Origin of the sequence: Streptomyces sp. NBC_01013 (assembly GCF_045162765.1) — a bacterium.
Classification (GTDB): Bacteria; Actinomycetota; Actinomycetes; order Streptomycetales; family Streptomycetaceae; genus Streptomyces.
Genome location: NZ_CP108687.1, coordinates 7,827,223 through 7,841,447, shown reverse-complemented (window position 1 = coordinate 7,841,447; position 14,225 = coordinate 7,827,223). Strand labels below are relative to the sequence as shown.

Annotated in this window: 18 protein-coding genes and 1 pseudogene; 13 read left to right on the top strand and 6 right to left on the bottom strand. The window is 71.9% G+C overall.

Annotated features, from left to right (window positions below; translation table 11 throughout):
- The first annotated feature begins 192 nt into the window (after positions 1–192).
- The gene (locus OG538_RS33995; RefSeq protein ID WP_406099429.1) at positions 193–639 is read left to right on the top strand and encodes an adenylyltransferase/cytidyltransferase family protein; all 447 of its coding nucleotides are present in this window, start codon (positions 193–195) and stop codon (positions 637–639) included.
- On the opposite strand, the gene OG538_RS33990 is transcribed toward OG538_RS33995, so the two are convergent.
- On the bottom strand, positions 608–1,339 hold the full coding sequence (locus tag OG538_RS33990; RefSeq protein WP_406099428.1) for a CDP-alcohol phosphatidyltransferase family protein: 732 nt from the start codon (positions 1,337–1,339) through the stop codon (positions 608–610). The two genes, OG538_RS33995 and OG538_RS33990, sit on opposite strands and share 32 nt — an antisense overlap.
- 159 nt (positions 1,340–1,498) lie before the next feature.
- Positions 1,499–2,185, bottom strand: a complete 687-nt coding sequence (locus OG538_RS33985; protein ID WP_406099427.1) for a ribonuclease H — start codon at positions 2,183–2,185, stop codon at positions 1,499–1,501.
- A gap of 192 nt (positions 2,186–2,377) precedes the next feature.
- Here OG538_RS33985 and OG538_RS33980 point away from each other — a divergent pair, with 192 nt between their 5' ends.
- The 3 genes from OG538_RS33980 (at position 2,378) to OG538_RS33970 (ending at position 4,032) form a co-directional block, all read left to right on the top strand.
- Positions 2,378–2,560, top strand: coding sequence for a DUF6381 family protein (locus OG538_RS33980; protein WP_406099425.1), 183 nt, complete (start codon positions 2,378–2,380; stop codon positions 2,558–2,560).
- Positions 2,561–2,756: 196 nt separating this feature from the next.
- Complete coding sequence (locus OG538_RS33975) at positions 2,757–3,491, top strand: SDR family NAD(P)-dependent oxidoreductase (RefSeq protein ID WP_406099424.1); 735 nt, start codon at positions 2,757–2,759, stop codon at positions 3,489–3,491.
- 22 nt (positions 3,492–3,513) lie between these two features.
- The gene (locus OG538_RS33970; protein WP_406099423.1) at positions 3,514–4,032 is read left to right on the top strand and encodes a hypothetical protein; all 519 of its coding nucleotides are present in this window, start codon (positions 3,514–3,516) and stop codon (positions 4,030–4,032) included.
- A 16-nt stretch (positions 4,033–4,048) separates the two neighbouring features.
- Here the strand turns inward: OG538_RS33970 and OG538_RS33965 are convergent, their stop codons facing one another.
- A complete protein-coding gene (locus OG538_RS33965) occupies positions 4,049–4,921 on the bottom strand; it encodes a UbiA family prenyltransferase (RefSeq protein WP_406099422.1) in 873 nt (290 codons plus the stop codon).
- Positions 4,922–5,039: 118 nt separating this feature from the next.
- On the opposite strand from OG538_RS33965, the gene OG538_RS33960 reads away from it, so the two are divergent.
- The 7 genes from OG538_RS33960 to OG538_RS33930 all read left to right on the top strand — a co-directional run bounded on the left by OG538_RS33960 (position 5,040) and on the right by OG538_RS33930 (position 10,640).
- The gene (locus OG538_RS33960; RefSeq protein WP_406099421.1) at positions 5,040–6,095 is read left to right on the top strand and encodes a type III polyketide synthase; all 1,056 of its coding nucleotides are present in this window, start codon (positions 5,040–5,042) and stop codon (positions 6,093–6,095) included.
- Positions 6,096–6,107: 12 nt separating this feature from the next.
- A complete protein-coding gene (locus OG538_RS33955) occupies positions 6,108–6,629 on the top strand; it encodes an isoprenylcysteine carboxyl methyltransferase family protein (protein WP_406099420.1) in 522 nt (173 codons plus the stop codon).
- Complete coding sequence (locus OG538_RS33950) at positions 6,626–7,639, top strand: NAD(P)/FAD-dependent oxidoreductase (RefSeq protein ID WP_406099419.1); 1,014 nt, start codon at positions 6,626–6,628, stop codon at positions 7,637–7,639. Before OG538_RS33955 ends, OG538_RS33950 begins: the two co-directional genes overlap by 4 nt.
- A 148-nt stretch (positions 7,640–7,787) precedes the next feature.
- Positions 7,788–8,573 carry an SAM-dependent methyltransferase gene (locus OG538_RS33945; RefSeq protein WP_406099418.1) on the top strand — a complete coding sequence of 262 codons (786 nt, stop codon included), beginning with the start codon at positions 7,788–7,790 and terminating at the stop codon, positions 8,571–8,573.
- Positions 8,574–8,603: 30 nt separating this feature from the next.
- A complete protein-coding gene (locus OG538_RS33940) occupies positions 8,604–9,236 on the top strand; it encodes a class I SAM-dependent methyltransferase (protein WP_406099416.1) in 633 nt (210 codons plus the stop codon).
- A gap of 172 nt (positions 9,237–9,408) precedes the next feature.
- On the top strand, positions 9,409–9,756 hold the full coding sequence (locus OG538_RS33935) for a DoxX family protein (protein WP_406099414.1): 348 nt from the start codon (positions 9,409–9,411) through the stop codon (positions 9,754–9,756).
- A 203-nt stretch (positions 9,757–9,959) separates the two neighbouring features.
- A complete protein-coding gene (locus OG538_RS33930) occupies positions 9,960–10,640 on the top strand; it encodes a hypothetical protein (protein WP_406099412.1) in 681 nt (226 codons plus the stop codon).
- A 207-nt stretch (positions 10,641–10,847) separates the two neighbouring features.
- Here the strand turns inward: OG538_RS33930 and OG538_RS33925 are convergent, their stop codons facing one another.
- Positions 10,848–11,345 carry a MarR family winged helix-turn-helix transcriptional regulator gene (locus tag OG538_RS33925; protein ID WP_406099411.1) on the bottom strand — a complete coding sequence of 166 codons (498 nt, stop codon included), beginning with the start codon at positions 11,343–11,345 and terminating at the stop codon, positions 10,848–10,850.
- A gap of 117 nt (positions 11,346–11,462) precedes the next feature.
- On the opposite strand from OG538_RS33925, the gene OG538_RS33920 reads away from it, so the two are divergent.
- Entirely contained in the window at positions 11,463–11,876 is a 414-nt protein-coding gene (locus OG538_RS33920) for an organic hydroperoxide resistance protein (protein WP_406099409.1), read from the top strand.
- A 373-nt stretch (positions 11,877–12,249) separates the two neighbouring features.
- Here OG538_RS33920 and OG538_RS33915 read toward each other — a convergent pair whose 3' ends face one another.
- Complete coding sequence (locus tag OG538_RS33915) at positions 12,250–13,008, bottom strand: IclR family transcriptional regulator (RefSeq protein ID WP_406099408.1); 759 nt, start codon at positions 13,006–13,008, stop codon at positions 12,250–12,252.
- Positions 13,009–13,588: 580 nt separating this feature from the next.
- Here OG538_RS33915 and OG538_RS33910 point away from each other — a divergent pair.
- Positions 13,589–13,867: pseudogene (locus tag OG538_RS33910) on the top strand (formate dehydrogenase); the annotation flags it as partial.
- Positions 13,868–13,954: 87 nt separating this feature from the next.
- Here the strand turns inward: OG538_RS33910 and OG538_RS33905 are convergent.
- Positions 13,955–14,167 (bottom strand): MbtH family protein, encoded by a 213-nt coding sequence (locus OG538_RS33905; protein WP_406099407.1) that lies wholly within the window; start codon positions 14,165–14,167, stop codon positions 13,955–13,957.
- Positions 14,168–14,225: the final 58 nt, after the last annotated feature.

The window sequence follows — 14,225 nt, the reverse complement described above, 5'->3', positions numbered from 1 at the left end:
AGCCACCTGTGTTCCCCCAAGGAACAGCCCCAAAAGTGAGCTTATCCGTTCACGAGATGAGCAAGTGGTCTTCACAGTAAGGTCATTGCACCATCAACACCGATACCGATATCCCACCGCACCGGATGCCATGTCCGGACACCTGCCGGCGGGACACGGACGTCACGTTCACACCGTGGGGGGAGAGAACGGATGGTGCACAGGGTCGGCTACGCGCCGGGGGTCTACGACCTGTTCCACGTAGGTCACCTCAACATCCTGCGGCATGCCCGCAGTCAGTGCGACTACCTGGTCGCGGGGGTCGTCTCGGACGAGATGGCCGCCCTCGCCAAGGGCCACAAGCCCGTCATTCCGCTGCCGGAACGACTGGAGATCGTCCGCAGCGTCCGGTACGTGGACGCGGCGTTCGTCGAGACCGTCCCGGACAAGGTCGAGACCTGGCAACAGGTCAGGTTCGACGTCATCTTCAAGGGAGACGACTGGCGCGACACGGAGAAGGGCAAGCGGCTGGAACGCGACTTCGCCGCGGTCGGCGTGGAGGTCATCTACTTCCCGTACACCGTGCACACGTCCAGCACCCAGCTGCGCCGGGCGCTGGACACGCTCGTCAGTCTGCCCGGAGCGCTCTCAGCTCCCTGAACCACTTGCCCAGGAACGCCACGAGGAACAGTGCGTGCACGGCAGCGAGTGCGGCGTATCCGATGTGGAACGCCGTCTCGTCGCCGAGCAGCAGGAAGACCAGACAGAACACGCCGTAGTCGGCCGGCAGCAGGACCACGGCCCGGAGCCGGGAGGCTGGAGCTGCCGGCACCCCGCCCGTCGACGCGGCACGGGCCGCGGCCTTGCCCAGTTGCTCGCGCAGCAGTCCTGCGCAGAAGGTGAGCACCGCGACGAACAGGAAGCCGAGCGGCAGCAGCAGCCAGCCGTCGGAGCCCGGACCGAAGTAGCGGTGGAACGAGATCAGCACGACGGTGTGGACCAGGATCATCTTCGCGCAGTCGACGACGTGGTCCAGCCACTCGCCGTCGGGACCGCCGCGGCCGGTCAGCCGGGCGAGCTGTCCGTCCGCCGAATCGAGGGCGAACCCCACGGCGAGCCCCAGATAGACGAGCACCGCCAGTCCCCAGCCGGGGCGCACCAGCGCCACCGAGGCGAGGGCCGCGAACGTGAACGCCGCGCTCACCAGCGTGACCTGATTGGGCGTCATTCCGAGGCGGTAGGCGGCTGCCGCGAAGATCCGGCCGGCCGGCCGGTTCACGTACCGCGAGTAGAGCGACACCCCCTTGGCCGGCTTCTGTGCCCCGCGCAGCTCACGAAGTACCGCAACCGTGCTCTCCATACGCCCCCCAGCGTGTCGCCGTTGCCCACAGCCCCGACGGCGATTCAGCCCGCACCGCCGGAGCCGCATCATGGCATGCGCACCACCCCGCGCGGGAGGGAACACCACCGTCGGGCCGGGTGGCGCGCCGCGCGGAGGCCCCGCACGTGCGCCCACCGCTCAGGCAGTGGCGGTCCGGCACTCCGGGTGGCCCCAGCCGTGGTCGTTCTTGGCGATCATGTCCTTGGCCGCGTACGGCTTTCCGCAGTGGCACCGGCCGGCGAACTTGGCGCGGATGGTCGCGCCGCCGGAACGGGCCGTGCTCGCCGCCTTCTTCACCGCTCCCCCGGCCCGCCGCCCTTCGGTGGCCCGGGAGGGGGCGGGGACGGGCTCCGCGGAGCCCTGCGAGGTGCCCGCCGCACGCTGGGCCACGGCCACTTCGCTCGCGGCCTGGTCGGCCAGTGCGTTCAGCGGGTCACCGTCCACCTGATGGGCGGGCACATAGACGAAGTTCACGGCCCGGCCGCTGAGCAGGGCGTCGATACGGGTCACCAGGTCGCGATTGGCTACGGGTTTGCCGGCCGATGTCTTCCAGCCGTTGCGCTTCCAGCCCGGCAGCCACTTGGTCACGGCGTTCATCGCGTACTGCGAGTCCATCCGGACTTCGAGCGCCACGGCCGGGTCGACCGATTCCAGCAGCTCCTGCAGGGCGGTGAGCTCGGCCACGTTGTTGGTCGCGGTGCCCAGCGGCCCGGCCTCCCACCGCACCGGCCTGCCGTCCGCGTCGGCCACCACGTAGGCCCAGGCGGCCGGCCCCGGATTACCCTTCGACGCCCCGTCACACCCGGCGATCATGCGCTCGTTCATACCCCTGATCATGCCAGCGCCGGACCGCCCGGATCACGCCGGTTCCGCAGCGGGCGCCCGAACCGTGCCGGTCCGGCCCCCACACCCTCTCCACCTGGTGCTTTCACCGTACGTAACGGTTCGGAATGCGATGCTCACGCAGCGCTGCTTCCCTGAAGGGGCCCGCTCTTCCCTACCGTTCAAGGAGCGATGATGAGCGTTGCAGGAGAAACCGGCCGAGCCCAGCAGATGCGCGAGAAGGCCAAGCACATGACCGAGGCCGCGGAGCGCACGAACGACCCGGAGCAGCGGCGACGGCTCCAGGAGAAGGCCCGGAAGCTGCATGAGCAGAGCGAGCAGCCGGCCGGCCGGGGCGGCAGCGACCGCCCCCTGTAGTCACCCGCGGCGCACTCGCGAACGATGGGCTGCCACCCTTCCATGAGGGGGTGGCAGCCCATCGGCGTGCGCGCGGCCGGGCGCCACCTCGCTCGTGGGCCTGGAGGGCGGGGACGGAGGACAGCTGATCATCGTTCCTTACGATGGGGGCTCCCCGCGGACGTCACCGTCGTCGCACAGCAGTGAGGGGCCACGTATGAGCCGTCATCCGGTCACCGTCGTCACCGGAGGCAGCCGAGGCATCGGAGCCGCGGTCTGCATACGTCTGGCGTCCGACGGCCATGACATCGCGTTGGGCTACCACTCCGACGCGGGAGCGGCGGAGGGCGTCGCCGCGGCCGTGCGGGAGAGGGGCCGGCGCTGTGTCGCGGTGCGAGTGGACACGACCGACGAGGCCGGCGTCGACCTGCTGTTCGACACGGCCGTCGCCGAGCTGGGCCCGGTCACCGGTCTGGTCAACAACGCCGGGGTGAGCGGCCCGACCGGACCGCTCGCCGATGCGGACGCGGCCGGCATCCGGCGCGCCCTGGACGTCAATGTCATCGGCTATCTGCTCTGTGCCCGGCGCGCCGTGCGCGACATGAGCCGGTCAGGCGGCGGGGCCATCGTGAACATGTCGTCGGCCGCGGCCACGCTCGGCAGTCCGGGCGAGTACGTGCACTACGCGGCGGCCAAGGCAGCCGTGGACACGATGACCGTCGGACTGTCGAAGGAGGTCGGGGCGGCCGGCATCCGCGTCAACGCGGTGGCCCCCGGCATCATCCGGACCGGCTTCCACGCCGACCCGGAGCGCCCCGACAAGGCAGCCGCCGGGATCCCGCTCGGCCGCCCGGGGCAGCCCGAGGAGATCGCCGGCGCGGTCGCCTGGCTGCTCTCGGACGACGCCTCGTACGCCACGGGAGCGATCCTGCGGGTGGCGGGCGGTCGCTGACCTCCGGCTGTACGGTGCGGCGGTGACCGGTACCGGCGGGCTCCCGCTGCTCTTCCTCGATGTCGACGGCCCCCTGATCCCGTTCGGCCCGCGCCCCGGCGTGCGCCCGGTGTATCCGGCGGGACCCCATCCGACGGGAACGGGGGGCAATCCGCTCCTCGACAGGATCGACCCGGCGCTCGGGCCGCGGCTTGCCGCCCTCGCGTGCGAACCGGTCTGGGCGACGACGTGGGAGGACGAGGCGAACACGGTCCTCGCCCCCCGGCTCGGGCTGCCGGAGCTCCCGGTGGTCACCTGGCCCGCCCCTTCGGCCGAGGAGGAGCGGGACGTGCGAGCCGGGTTGCACTGGAAGACACGCCCCCTCGTCGACTGGGCGGCGGGGAGGGCCTTCGCATGGGTGGACGACGAGATCACCGAGCGGGACGGGCGCTGGGTCGCCGCACACCACGACGGGCCCGCCCTGCTCCATCGTGTCGATCCCGGGCTGGGCCTCACCGAATCCGACCTCCGGCTGATCGACGGCTGGCTGCGCACCCTGTGACGGCCGCGGCCCTGGGTCACAGCGGGGCGGTCCCGCGGACCAGCAGGAGCATCACGTCCGCCGCCGCGACCACGGCCGCCGCCGCGAGCGGGGCCTTGCGCCAGGTCCGGGCGAACATAAGCCCGGCGAGTGCCGCCGGCGCCGCGACGGCGAGCGTCGCGGCGCCCCACGGCCCGGCCGGCCCGGCCGGGCCGAGGGCCAGGACCGCGGAGGCCGCCACGAGGGGAACCGGCAGCAACATCCCCGTAGCGGTGGCTCCCATCCGCTGGGGAAGACCGGCCACGCCCTCGCGCAGATCGCCCTCGATGTCGGGCAGGACATCACCCAGGTGGGCCGCCACCCCCAACAGCGCACCCGCGGTCACAGCCCACCAGGCCGGCCCGGAGCGGCCCGGCAGGGTCAGCGCGGCCACGGCGGGCAGGGTGCCGAACCCGATGGCGTAGGGAAGCCAGGACAGGACCGTGGCCTTGAGCTTCAGGTTGTACGCCCAGGCGGCCGCCACCGCCGTCAGATGGACCGCGCCCGCGAGCGGGCCGCACGCCAGGGAGAGCGGAACGCTCAGCAGGGCGGCGGTGAATGCCGCCACCCAGACCGTCCTGCGGCTCACCGATCCGTCGGCCACCGGCTTGCCCGCGCGTCCGGCGGCGGCGTCCCGCCGGGCGTCGAACGCGTCGTTGCACCAGCCCACGGAGAGCTGCCCGCTCAGCACGGCGGCCACCAGGAGCGCGCCGCGGAGGGCGTCGAGGCCCACGCCCGCGCCGAGGAGGCCCGCGATCGCGGTCACCGCGACCACCGGCCCCGGGTGGCAGGAGCGGGCCAGCCCCGTCACCGCACGGCGGAGCGGCCACGCGGCCGCGGTGTACGGGTGCGACGGGTCCGGGGTGCCCATCCCGCGATCGTAGGGACTCCTGACACGGCCGGCCTGACAGCCGCACGGGTTGTTTGCGGTGTTTTGTCTCTCACGCGGGGCAGGGATGGGCCATGACGCCTGAGAAGCAGGGCCGGGGATGACCCGGATCGCCGCCGTGCACGGCGCCCTCGCCCCGTACCGCCACACCCAGCGCGAGGTCACCGACATGGTGGCCCGCACCTGCCTGCCGTCGGGGGCGGACCGCCGCGTCCTGGACCGGCTGCACGAGAACGCGCGGGTGCGCACCCGGAACATGGTGCTGCCGCTGGAGCGCTACGCGGAACTGGACGGCTTCGGGGACGCCAACGACGTGTTCATCGGGGCAGCCGTGGATCTGGGCGCCGCGGCGCTGCGCGGGGCGCTGCGCAGGGCGGGGCTGCGCCCCACCGACGTGGACCTGCTGATGTTCACCTCGGTCACCGGCGTGGCCGCTCCCTCCGTGGACGCCCGGCTCGTGGGACGGCTCGGCCTGCGACCGGACGTGAAACGGCTGCCGGTGTTCGGGCTCGGCTGCGTGGCCGGGGCCGCCGGGATCGCCCGGCTCCACGACTACCTGCTCGGCCGGCCCGACGACGTGGCGGTGCTGCTCTCGGTCGAGCTGTGCTCCCTCACCTTCCAGCGCGGCGACGCGTCGCCCGCCAACCTGGTGGCGACCGCCCTGTTCGGTGACGGGGCCGCGGCCGTGGTGGCGCGCGGCGAGGGCAGGACCCCGGATACGGGCCCCGAGGTGGTGGCCACCCGCAGCCGTATGTACCCGGACACCGAACACATCATGGGCTGGGACATCGGCGACTCGGGCTTCAAGGTGGTGCTCGATCCGGGCGTCCCCGATGTCGTGCGTCGCCATCTGGCGGACGACGTACGCGACTTCCTCGCGGAGCACGGCCTCAAGCCGAAGGACGTGGCCCACTGGGTGTGCCACCCGGGCGGCCCCAAGGTCCTGGAGGCCGTCTCCGACGTCCTCTCGCTCCCCGACGGCGCCCTCGACGTCACCTGGCGTTCGCTGGCCGAGGTGGGGAACCTCTCCTCGTCCTCCGTTCTCCACGTACTGCGGGACACGCTGGAGCAGCGACGCCCCGAGCGGGGTTCTCCCGGTCTGCTCATGGCCATGGGCCCCGGATTCTGCTGCGAACTGGTGCTGCTGCGCTGGTAGGTCGGAGGAGACATGATCTGGTACACGGCACTCGTGCTGGCCGTGGCGGGTGAGCGCCTCGCCGAACTCGCCGTCGCCCTGCGCAACACTCGCTGGGCGCTGGCCAGGGGCGGAACCGAGTCGGGCCGCGGTCACTATCCGGCGATGGTCGCCCTGCACACCGCGCTGCTGGCGGGGTGTCTGGCCGAGGCAGGTCCGGGGGGCCGGCCGTTCCTGCCGCTGTTCGGCTGGACGATGGTGGCCGTGGTGGTGGCCGCACAAGCCCTGCGCTGGTGGTGCATCCGTACGCTCGGCCACCGGTGGAACACCCGCGTCATCGTGGTGCCGGGGCTGCCGCTGGTGACGGGCGGACCGTACCGTCTGCTGCGCCACCCCAACTACGTCGCCGTCGCCGCCGAGGGGATCGCGCTGCCGCTCGTGCACGGCGCGTGGGTGACCGCGCTGCTCTTCACCGTACTCAATGCGGGGCTCATGGCCGTACGGGTCAGCTGCGAGGAGGCGGCACTTGCCTCCGCCGGGGGCGTCCCGGCGTGATTGATCTCCTGATCGCGGGCGGCGGCCCGGCCGGACTCGCGGCGGCGATCCGGGCGGCCTCGCTCGGCATGGAGGCCGTCGTCGTCGAACCCCGGGCCGCCCCCGTCGACAAGGCGTGCGGCGAGGGCATCATGCCCAGCGGAGTGGCGGCACTGCGCGGCCTGGGCGTCGAGGTGTCCGGCCATCCCCTGCGCGGAATCCGGTACGTGCAGGGCGCGCGGAGTGCCGCGGCGGCGTTCCGCGGCCGCACCGGGCTGGGCGTGCGGCGGACCGCACTGCACACCGCGTTGCACACGCGGGCGGTGGAGCTCGGCGTCCGGATCGTGGCGGGGAAGGTCACGGACGTGCGGCAGGACCACGACCGCGTCCGTGCCGGCGGGCTGACCGCCCGTTGGCTCATCGCGGCCGACGGGCTGCACTCCCCCGTCCGCCGCGGGCTCGGTCTGGACGGGCCCGGAACGGCGGTGCGCCGGTACGGACTTCGACGGCACTACCGCCTCACCCCGTGGACGGAATTCGTGGAGGTCCACTGGTCCCGGCACGGTGAGGCGTACGTGACGCCGCTCGGGGACGGACTGCTGGGCGTGGCCGTGCTCAGCGGCGGTCGCCTTGCGTACGAGAGCCAGCTGGCGGCCTTCCCCCGTCTGGCCGCCACGCTCCTCGGCCGGGAAGCCGGTGCCGTACGCGGCGCCGGTCCCCTGCGCCAGCGGGCGCGGGCCCAGCGCGCGGGACGGGTGCTGCTGGTCGGTGACGCGGCGGGCTACGTGGACGCGCTCACCGGCGAAGGAGTCGCGCTGGCCGTCGCGACGGCCGGTGCGGCGGTGGACTCGCTCGCCACCGGCCGTCCGCAGGACTACCCCGCCCGGTGGGCCAGGGCCACGAGGCGTCACCGTCTGCTCACCGAGGGGCTGTTGTCGCTGGCCCGGCGTCCCGCCACGGCACGGCTGATCGTCCCCGCCGCTCACCGGGCTCCGGCCCTCTTCGGCGCGGCGGTGCGCGCACTGCAATAGCGGCCGTGCCGTAACGCGTTACCGGCCGGTGCGGGCCGTCGCACCGGCGGGCGGCAGGGCGCCCCACAACACCTCGTGATCATGCCGGAGTTGCTGTGGCAGACTTCGCCGCAGGAGCGGTTTCACCTCATCTGCAACGGAGTTCGCCATGACGACAGGGATGTCCCAGCCCCCGATAGACACCAGCAGGCCGCAGTCGGCGCGCGTCTACGACGCGCTCCTCGGAGGCAAGGACAACTACCCCGTCGACCAGGCGGTGGCGGAACAGCTGCCCGTCGAAGCGAAGATCGGTGCCCATCAGAACCGCGCGTTCATGAACCGGGCCACGGCCTGGCTGGCCGGGGAGGGCGTCGACCAGTTCCTCGACATCGGCACCGGCATTCCCACCGCGCCGAACCTGCACCAGATAGCCCAGAAGATCAACCCGGCCTCGCGTGTCGTCTACTGCGACAACGACCCGATCGTCCTGCGCCACGCCGAGGCGCTGCTGATCAGCCGGCCCGAGGGCGCCACCGACTACGTCCCGGCGGACGTCCGCGAACCGGACACCATCCTCGAGGCCGCCCACAAGGTCCTGGACTTCCGGCGCCCGGTCGCTCTCTCCATGCTCGGCCTGCTCCACTTCCTGCCCGACGACGTGGACCCGGTCGGCATCATCCGCACACTCACGGGCGCAATGGCTCCGGGCAGCTATGTGGTGCTGTCCCAGGGCGCCTCCGACGTCAACCCGGAGCGGGGACGGCAGGGGGCCGACGAGTACGACAAGGGCGGCATCCGGCTGGCGCTGCGTACCCGCGCCGAGTTCGCCTTCTTCCTCGACGGGCTGGACATCGCCGAGCCGGGCCTGGTGACGGCACCCGAGTGGTTCCGCGGCACGCCTGCGCCGGATCCCGAGCACAGCGGACTGTACGTGGCCGTCGCCCGCGTACCGTAACGGAACAGCAGGAGACGAAGGGATTCCACCATGGACTCGGCTCAGCACTCCACCGCCGCGTCGGTGTTCGACGCTCTCGGTGTCGAATACGAGCGGGCGTTCGCCGGATCGGCCGCGCATCACGCCTCGTTGGAGCTCCTGCTGGAGCGGCTCACTCCGGGCAGTCGGGTGCTGGACGTCGGCAGCGGCACGGGGCGGCCGGCCGCGCAGACCCTGGCCGAAGCCGGCCACGAGGTGCTCGGCGTCGACGTCTCCCCCGTCATGGTGGACATCGCGTCCCGGCAGGTGCCGAGGGCCGAGTTCCGCTGCGCCGATGTCCGCGACCTGCCTCTGGAGGACGAGAGTTTTGACGCGGTCTGCGTGTACTTCTCGCTCCTTCAGCTGTCGCGCGCCGAGCAGACGGACGTGCTGGATCTGACGGCCCGGGTGCTGCGCCCCGGCGGCCATCTGGCCGTGGCGACGGTTCCGCTGGACGTGGAGGGGGTGAGCGGCACGTTCATGGACCAGCCGGTGCAGGTGACGAGTTTCGGCGAGGAGGCGTTCACCGCGCTGGTGGCGGCGGCCGGATTCACGGTCCTGGAAAGGGAGAGCATCCTGTTCACCCCGGACCACCCGGCGGCCGTACCGGAACCGCACCTGTTCCTGCTGGCGCGGCGGACCTGACGGAGTGACGCTGCGGGGGCGGTGTCGCCCCCGCAGGGCCGCACGGACGGAATTCGAAGAAATCTTCGCGGACGTGTCACGTTTCCCCTGCGGGGCGTTTCAGTGCAGTGCCGGACCGGCCACCGAGGCCGGCGAGAGCACACCGGCACACGCCCGATGAGGAGCATTCACCATGTCCGTCGCCCACGTCGTCGTCACTCTCTTCGCTGCCGCCATGGCCGGTTACTCGGCCGGCGCCCTCCTCTTCCGGGCCCAGTGGGTCGTCCAGGCCCTGACCGACTACAGCGTCCCCCGTTCCTGGTGGACGTTGCTCGGTGCGGCCAAGGCCGCCGGCGCGGTGGGCCTGGTCGCCGGGCTGTTCGTACCGGTCATCGGGATCCTGGCAGGGACGGGCCTGGTGCTGTACTTCGCCGGGGCCGTCGTCACGGTGATCCGGGCCCGCTGGTACACGCACATCCCCTACCCGCTGGTGTACGCGGCGCCGGTCGTCGGAGCCATGGTGCTGGGGCTCGCGGCCTGAACCCACCCCGGACCGTGGGGCGGCCGCCGGTGCACCGACCGCGCAGGCCGCCCGGTTCACGGTGATCCCGACGCCGTCGGCGTCGCGGACGCCACGCCCTCAGCAGGAGGAGAGGCGTCCCGGGGTGGCCCGTCGCTGAGATGCCGAGCCCGGCCCGAGGACATACGGTCCATGTGGCTCGTACCGCACTTCGGGAGGTGCTGATGCGGAAGACGGATCGCGCCCGGCGTCCCGCCTCCCGCGTGTCCGGTGGGGGCAAAACCCTTCGAGGAGGTGCTCCGCAGTCCGGAGCGGCGTTCACCCGCACGGTGAGGCACTGCGCGTCGGCCGTCCTGCTCGCGGTTTCTCTCGTCCTCGCCGCAGCGCCCGCGCACGCCGGCTCGCCCGCCATCACCTCGGCAGGCAGCCGTGACCCCGCCCCCGAGGGGTGCGACGAGGGGCCCGCATCGTGCCACGGCGGCGTGGAGTGGCTGTACCGGTACAGCTACTCAATGGGGCTGCACCCTTTCACCGACCCGCACGACGTACGCCGCCAGCTCACCGACAACTTCTGGCTGTTCCCGGTGAGCGGTGCGTGTCCGACCCGCATCCGGCAGGCCGACGAGTGCGATCTGCTGGGTGGCAACCCGGTCCGGGTGGAGGCCGTCGGGGACAGCGACCTGCAGATCGCGACCCTGCCCGGCCACGACCTGGGTAGCGGCCTGCACATCCGTTTCGCGTTCAGCCGCACCTTCGGGTTCCACTACCTGGTCGTGAGCGCCTGGCAGGACCGGGCGACCCGCTGCACCGAGCACGTCGTATGCGCGACGGCGAGCCGCGCGGGGGCCTGGGCGCTGTGGAAAGTGCTGTCCGCAACGCTGGCGATCAGCGCGTACGCCGCCTGACCGGACGGGCGCATCGTCTCGCGGAGGGGCGCTTGCGGGCACTAGGGCCTGTTTCGAAAGTAACGCCGTCCGCCCGGAGGGCGGGCTCGGCGGCGTCCGGTGCGTGCGATCGCAAGGCGGAGGGTCGCCCCGATACTGGGTGCATCGGGGTGATCCCGACAACGCGGCGAGCGTGCGTGCCAGACGCCGCCGAGCAGGCGGGACGCCTTAGGGGCCGTCCCGCCCCTCCGTCAGCGCCGCCGCGTCCAGGGCGACCGTGAGCCGGTCGAGGCGATCGCGCAGTTCGCCGATCTCAGCGAGCTCGAAGCCCGTCGCGGCGGCGATCCGGCGGGGCACCAGCAGCGCCCGCTCACGCAGCGCCGTGCCCTCGTCCGTGAGGTGGGCGTGCACGGATCGCTCGTCCTTCGCGCTGCGCTCGCGCCGCACGAGGCCCGCCGCCTCCAGTCGTTTCAGCAACGGCGACAGCGTGCCGGAGTCCAGCCGCAGGTGCCGGCCCAGCGCCTTCACCGGCAGCTCGCCGTGCTCCCAGAGCACCAGCATCACCAGGTACTGGGGGTAGGTGAGCCCCAAGTCCTTCAGAAGCACCCGGTAGACGCCTCCGAAGGCGCGCGAGGCGGCGTTCAGGGAGAAGCAGATCTGCTGATCGAGACGGAGGTAGTCGGTCTCCGGCGGGGCCTGGTGGGCGGGGCTGGGCGTGGCGGTCATGGATTCAGCATAACGCCGGACACCCCATTTGATTGTGCACAACTAAATTGTGTGCTTCACTTCAGGGGTAGCGGCCGGACACCGCCGCGGAACATGCCTTCGAGAGGAACGGTTTCCATGGAATCGATCTACACCGCCGTCGCCACCGCCACCCACGGCCGTGACGGCCGCGCAATCAGCTCCGACGGCACTCTGGATCTGCAGCTGGCCATCCCGGTGGAGATGGGCGGAAACGGCCAGGGGACGAACCCGGAGCAGCTGTTCGCCGCCGGGTACGCCGCGTGCTTCGCGAGCGCCCTGGGGCTCGTGGGCCGTCAGGCCAAGATCGATGTCACCGACGCCGCCGTGACGGGTGAGGTCGGCATAGGCAAGCAGGGCGAGGGCTTCGGCCTCGCGGTCACGCTGCGTGTGGAACTGCCCGACTCCGTCGACGAGGCGACCGGCCGCAAGCTGGTCGAGCAGGCCCACCAGGTCTGCCCGTACTCGAACGCGACCCGAGGCAACATCCCGGTCGAGCTCGTCATCGAGTGACCACACCGTCGGGCAGCGGATTCGCGACCGCGTCGACGCAGGCCCCGCCCGCCTACGGGCGGGGCCTGCGTCAGGTGTGGAAGCCGTCGCAGACGACGGACGTGCAATCCGATGGCCCGCCCTCGACGCGGTAGATCACGACGGTCCGGTCACCCCGGCCGTCCCCACCGGTATCGCGTCGACGCCGCGTTCACCGAAGTGACGCCGGAAGTCCTCGTCGATGTGCCGCAGGTGTGCGGGCCGGCCCCCGCGGGCCCGCCCCGATCCGGACCAAGAGGACCCGGGACGCTCGGACGGACGAGGCATGCCCGCGCCACGGCTCGGATGCCGAGCCGCCCCGGCCGGGTTCGGACCGCCCCCGTGCGGGTCGGTCTCAGTCGGGGAGAGAGAGCCCCCTGGACACCCGGATCGCGGAGGACAGCAGTCCGTCCCGGACGTGGGTGGACCGGTACATCCGGTCCGACCGGAACGAGATCCCGAGCGACCCGACCTGATCACCGCTGTACACGGGCACGGCAATGCAGGTGGTGCCGCGGCTGTACTCCTCCCGGTCCATGATCAGCGGCGCGGCCGTCGGGGTGTCGAGATGGCGGATGAGTTCCTCACGGCGGGTGATGGTCCGGGGTGTGAGGCCGGTCAGCGAGTGCCGGGACAGATACTCGGCGCGGGCCTCCGCGTCGAGTTCCCGCAACACGCTCTTCCCCAGGGCGGTGGCGTGCCCGGCGTCCTCGAAACCGACCCAGAGGTCCACGCGCGGGGTACGGGCACTGTCCACTATTTCCATGACCCGGATTTCGCCGTCCTCGTACAGAGTCAGGTAGACGGCGGCCGACAGATCGTTCCGGAGCGCGGTGAGAACGGGGCGGACGCGCTCCAGCAGGGGCTGCCCTTCACGCGCCGCGCCCGATCCGGCACCCGTCTCGGCAAGGACGAAGGTGCCTTCAGCCACCTCCGTCACGTACCCGTCCCTGACCAGTGCGGGCAGCATCTCCCTGACCTCGGCCAGGGGAAGTCCCGCCTCCCGTGCCAGCTGCTCGGCGGCGGCTCCGCCCGCGTGTGCACCGGCGGCCTCCAGCAAGCGGAGCGCACGCCTGACAGCCGCGACAGGCTCAGGGTCCGCTTCATCAGACATGCACCCAAGCATCACCCCGGAAACCGGGAGCGGCAACGCGTCCCCGCACGGGCGGGGCCGGGGCCGGGCCACTGCCGCGGGCCGGAATCCGGTGCGGCAGGGCCTTCGCTGCCGGATGGCGGACGTGGCCCACCGCGCATACCCTGCCCGAAAGCGTCGTTTTGTCAGCCACCCCACATGGTTGAGTTGAAGGGTCGAGGAACGTGAGCGCCAACGGTGACGGCCGACAACCCCGGGTGCACGGAAGCGGCTCGGCCCCGGAGGCGAAGCCCGGGTTTCACCCCTACCACCACCCCGCGGCGGGCTGAGGCGCGGCCAAGGGCGTGAGCCGCCTTCTGGTACGTGAGGGCGCGCTCGTGGACGGCCCGCGGGCGATCATGAGGATGAACCATGAGAACGCCGGGTCAAATCCACCCGGACCAGCAGCCTGAACCTGCAGCCGCGTATCGGCGGCGACATGGCGCTGTTGCGTGGCATGTCCAAGGCGATCCTGGAGCAGTCCGCGACCGACCCCAAGGCGCTGGACCAGGAGTTCATCGACCGTCACACCGCCGGCTTCGAGGAGTACCGGGCGGCGTGCGGGGCCACGCCCCTGCGGACGCTCGTCTTCATGAACCGTGCTGACATGCGCGAGCGCGGCATCGCCGACCTCGGCCCCGTCGACATCACGAGTACCGCGAAGGACGGCAGCCTGCGGTCCCTCAACGGTTACCTCGCGATCCCCTACGACATCCCCCGCGGCTGCGCGGCCGGCTACATGCCGGAGATGAACGTCCTGTGCGCGCTCGGCGACTACAGCACCCAGAGCGATCAGCCGATCATGAAGCACGTCAAGGTCACCATCGGCCCCGCCGCCTGAGCGAAGGGAAGGCGGCGGGGCCGGCCGGCCGGACAGGAGCCGTGGTGGCGCGACTGCCGGCCGGGCGGAGGGGCCCTGCAGAACCAGTCAGCCCTTGGCGGGCGTCGCGAGGGACCGCGGCCGCAGATCGGTCCAGTTGGCCTCGACGAAGTCCAGGCACGCCTGCCGGGAGTTCTCGTCGAGAGCGACCGTCCAGCCTCCGGGCACCTCCACGAAGGAGGGCCACAACGAGTGCTGGCCCTCGCTGTTCACCAGGACCAGGAACCGGCCGTCGGGGTCGTCGAACGGGTTGGTGCTCATGTGGCAGTGCCTCCTCGGGTCCGGCCGGCCGGTGGCAGCGCGTCGGACGTGTGCATGC

Bases quoted from the DNA above. Each gene is read 5' to 3' on its own strand.
- OG538_RS33965 (WP_406099422.1), bottom strand. From the start codon at position 4,921: ATGGGCACCCCGGACCCGTCGCACCCGTACACCGCGGCCGCGTGGCCG.
- OG538_RS33990 (WP_406099428.1), bottom strand. From the start codon at position 1,339: ATGGAGAGCACGGTTGCGGTACTTCGTGAGCTGCGCGGGGCACAGAAG.
- OG538_RS33985 (WP_406099427.1), bottom strand. From the start codon at position 2,185: ATGAACGAGCGCATGATCGCCGGGTGTGACGGGGCGTCGAAGGGTAAT.
- OG538_RS33980 (WP_406099425.1), top strand. From the start codon at position 2,378: ATGAGCGTTGCAGGAGAAACCGGCCGAGCCCAGCAGATGCGCGAGAAG.
- OG538_RS33975 (WP_406099424.1), top strand. From the start codon at position 2,757: ATGAGCCGTCATCCGGTCACCGTCGTCACCGGAGGCAGCCGAGGCATC.
- OG538_RS33930 (WP_406099412.1), top strand. From the start codon at position 9,960: ATGCGGAAGACGGATCGCGCCCGGCGTCCCGCCTCCCGCGTGTCCGGT.
- OG538_RS33960 (WP_406099421.1), top strand. From the start codon at position 5,040: ATGACCCGGATCGCCGCCGTGCACGGCGCCCTCGCCCCGTACCGCCAC.
- OG538_RS33940 (WP_406099416.1), top strand. From the start codon at position 8,604: ATGGACTCGGCTCAGCACTCCACCGCCGCGTCGGTGTTCGACGCTCTC.
- OG538_RS33915 (WP_406099408.1), bottom strand. From the start codon at position 13,008: ATGTCTGATGAAGCGGACCCTGAGCCTGTCGCGGCTGTCAGGCGTGCG.
- OG538_RS33945 (WP_406099418.1), top strand. From the start codon at position 7,788: ATGACGACAGGGATGTCCCAGCCCCCGATAGACACCAGCAGGCCGCAG.
- OG538_RS33905 (WP_406099407.1), bottom strand. From the start codon at position 14,167: ATGAGCACCAACCCGTTCGACGACCCCGACGGCCGGTTCCTGGTCCTG.
- OG538_RS33935 (WP_406099414.1), top strand. From the start codon at position 9,409: ATGTCCGTCGCCCACGTCGTCGTCACTCTCTTCGCTGCCGCCATGGCC.
- OG538_RS33995 (WP_406099429.1), top strand. From the start codon at position 193: ATGGTGCACAGGGTCGGCTACGCGCCGGGGGTCTACGACCTGTTCCAC.
- OG538_RS33920 (WP_406099409.1), top strand. From the start codon at position 11,463: ATGGAATCGATCTACACCGCCGTCGCCACCGCCACCCACGGCCGTGAC.
- OG538_RS33925 (WP_406099411.1), bottom strand. From the start codon at position 11,345: ATGACCGCCACGCCCAGCCCCGCCCACCAGGCCCCGCCGGAGACCGAC.
- OG538_RS33955 (WP_406099420.1), top strand. From the start codon at position 6,108: ATGATCTGGTACACGGCACTCGTGCTGGCCGTGGCGGGTGAGCGCCTC.